We start from the raw sequence: 2,984 nt of genomic DNA, 5'->3' as shown, positions 1-2,984 counted from the left end.
GTCCAGCCATAGCCCCAGTCATAAATATCACAAGTATAGGGAATACTATAGGTATCTGAAGAAAATGTTTTAGTTCCCAGAGTACAGTTATAGTCTCCATCGGAAGTTTCCACGCCCATGAGACTGACGTAAGACGCCATGCTGGAATCGGCTGCTACAACAACCGTACCCGTAACCACGTGGTGGGCAACGGGTGGATCACTGGGATCGTACGGACAGCCAACATTAGCCGCATAGGGACTGGAATAACTATCCAGGTATGATAAATTTTCATTCAAACAGTAAAATTCGGTGGGATTACCCGCAAACAGGTCACCCGCTGTACCGTTCACGTTAGCATCAGTGCGCACCATAGGACCCGCCGTAATACAATTGCTACCTTCTGTTGCAGTAGTTGCCATACTGGCTACGACAAAATCATGGGTCGCTTCCCCCGAATTGGGTGCTGGTAGTTCTACTGAATCACCGATACCTTTGGAATAATAGATGGTGCCGGTATCAGGATCGGTAATCGGATTACCATTGGCATCAGTTTTATAGATCATTCCGCGATAGATGCGCCGTCCATTGATGACAGGATCATCATCCGGCTCATCGGTGGTAGGATCGCCCATACAAATTTTGTCTGTTTGTTGCAATCCACCATTCAGCAAAATACCGATGTTGCCATGCCAACCACCGCCAAGGTAACAGGTATAGTTAAAATAACTGTAGTCACCGTTGGCTGTGGAAAGCGCAGAGGTTGAATTCGCTGTTACTTCAACAGGACTACCGTTTGACATATAATAGCGATGACAGTAAGCAGCGTCTGATGCCTTAACATAGACATCGCCCGGTATTTTATTGGTACTGCCCGTATCTATATAAACAACACCCCTGATTTTCACAAAATCTATACAGGTACTACCATTTTGTTCGTCAATCTGGCAGGCCTCTTCCAGTGTCAATACAATGTCGTCACCTACCGCTAACTTAAGTTCATCACCATCCGCATAGAGTTTGGTTCCATCATCGTTGGGCGTAGTGGCTGCACCATCGGGTAATTGACCATCGCCCAGTCGCGCCCGCCCAGTGGCCGACTCAACTAATGGTTCAACGTCCTCTAATCCCATATCACCGGCGGTGCGCGGATTTTCCCAGCCTACCTGGGTATTTAGAGCAACATACTGTGCTTCGCCGTTCCGATCTGTCCATTCAACCCTTACTTCAATAAACTTTGCTTCCCCCGCGCCGCCGGAGATGCTGTATTTGCGTGTAAACACTGCGTTGTTTCCGGTAATTGTGTTGTTTTCCGTCACATACGCATTATTGGTATCAGTAAAGAGAGTATTGAATCCCGCCTCGGCATCGGGAATTACTGCCTCGGGATTATCTTTATCAAGCGTCACAGCACTGTAGTTTTGAAATTCTTCAATACGCTCCTGTGCCAGGGCTAATGCTTCCGCTCGCGCCTTATTTGATCCACTACCGGAAATAAGGTCGGTCTGAAATGCCGCGACAGCAATCAGGCCCGTGCCCATAACTGCCAGAGCCACTAATACCTCTACCAAACTTATTCCTCTATGTGTACTCTTCATAACACCAACCTCTTGGAACGAACTAAAATAATTATGCTAGTTTCCTGGTACAAATATTTATCAAACTTCAAAATCACGCCAACTGCCAGCCGATGTACCGGTGCGGCCAGTCTTACGTGCACTACGCAAAATGTCCGAGTTATACCAGATACTCAAGCCTCCACCGGTTGTACTGGTCAAAGTACTGCCGGTAACCAACGCACCATGAACGGACGTACCACCGGTTACTGAAATTGTCCCGGTAACAAAGATGATACCGTAGAATTGCGGAGAACCACTGAATGTCGCATTGCCATCGACAACCAAAATGCTTGGCTTGGTTTGGTTATTTGGGCAAACATTACTACCCGTTTGTGCCGTTACACAACCCACGGTGATACCATTAAGGTCCGTAGTACCACCACTGCCGTCCACCCAGATTACTTCCTCTGTAGTCAGGTGCGCATCGGCATTGGCATTAGTATGATTGGTTTCAACCGTAACCATGGTGTCTTTGTAGGTGGTTTTCGTCATACCGAAAAAATTAAAGAAGAAATCATCATCGCTAAGATTGGCCAGGTTGGAAACGTGTTCTATCACATCCAGGCCAACTGTTACTTTGTTAGATGACTGAATGGTATTACACGTCATAGGTGTGTCCATACAGGTGGGGTAACCGGCATCCGTGGGATCGGCTACCTGGGTCGCAGTTGCGTTATTGGAACCTAACGCCACGTTGTCACCACTCCATATAGTGGAGTGACCTTCTGGGTTATATATCGTTGCAGAACCATTAACGATCATCGAACCACGTGCCGTCATGGGATTGTCCGGCATATTAGGCAACGGATTAAGAGTACTAATATCGCGGAAAATTGTGCGTGTGGCTGTGTTATCTGCACTAAGACCCACCGCTTGTATGCGAATGATCGTCATATCACCGTCGTCTGACAAATCAGTTGTCGTGAGCGTAACACTGCCATCGCCTATGGTTGCCGAATTAGTATCGCCAACATTATCGTTGTCCGTATCAAAGACAAGATCTATTGCGTCGTCCAGATTTCTATCAGGATCTTCAGACAAATACGTAACCGCCTGTGCAATGCCCGCTTCTGCAGCGCCGAACGCCTGTTTGGCCCGATAATCATTGTTAGCAATTTTTTGTTCGGTCAAAATAGACCGCGAAGTATAAATCGTAACAAAAGTAATCAGGGCAAGAATTACCATTGACATCACCAGGGATGCCGCACCCTTCTGGTAATTGGCACTCGCATTGAAGTTTTTAATTGTTACTGAACGCATCGATAACTCCTTAGCCTAACGCTGCCTTATCAGGTCATTTCTCACTCTGACAGACTGATTCAAACTGGCCGACACACTGGCGTCTGCCACCAGTTGTCCTGTTAACGTGATATCAATTTGTCTTAC

2 protein-coding genes are annotated in these 2,984 nt (G+C 46.9%); both read right to left on the bottom strand.

Going from position 1 to position 2,984, the window contains the following annotated elements:
* On the bottom strand, positions 1-1,577 hold a 1,577-nt coding region (locus tag ACWVCM_RS00755; protein ID WP_455199782.1), incomplete at its 3' end, for a type IV pilus modification PilV family protein.
* A gap of 60 nt (positions 1,578-1,637) precedes the next feature.
* Positions 1,638-2,858, bottom strand: coding sequence for a pilus assembly PilX family protein (locus ACWVCM_RS00750; RefSeq protein ID WP_455199781.1), 1,221 nt, complete (start codon positions 2,856-2,858; stop codon positions 1,638-1,640).
* Positions 2,859-2,984 lie beyond the last annotated feature (126 nt).

The organism is Kaarinaea lacus, from assembly GCF_975902315.1.
This window is presented reverse-complemented; position numbering and strand designations above follow the sequence as displayed.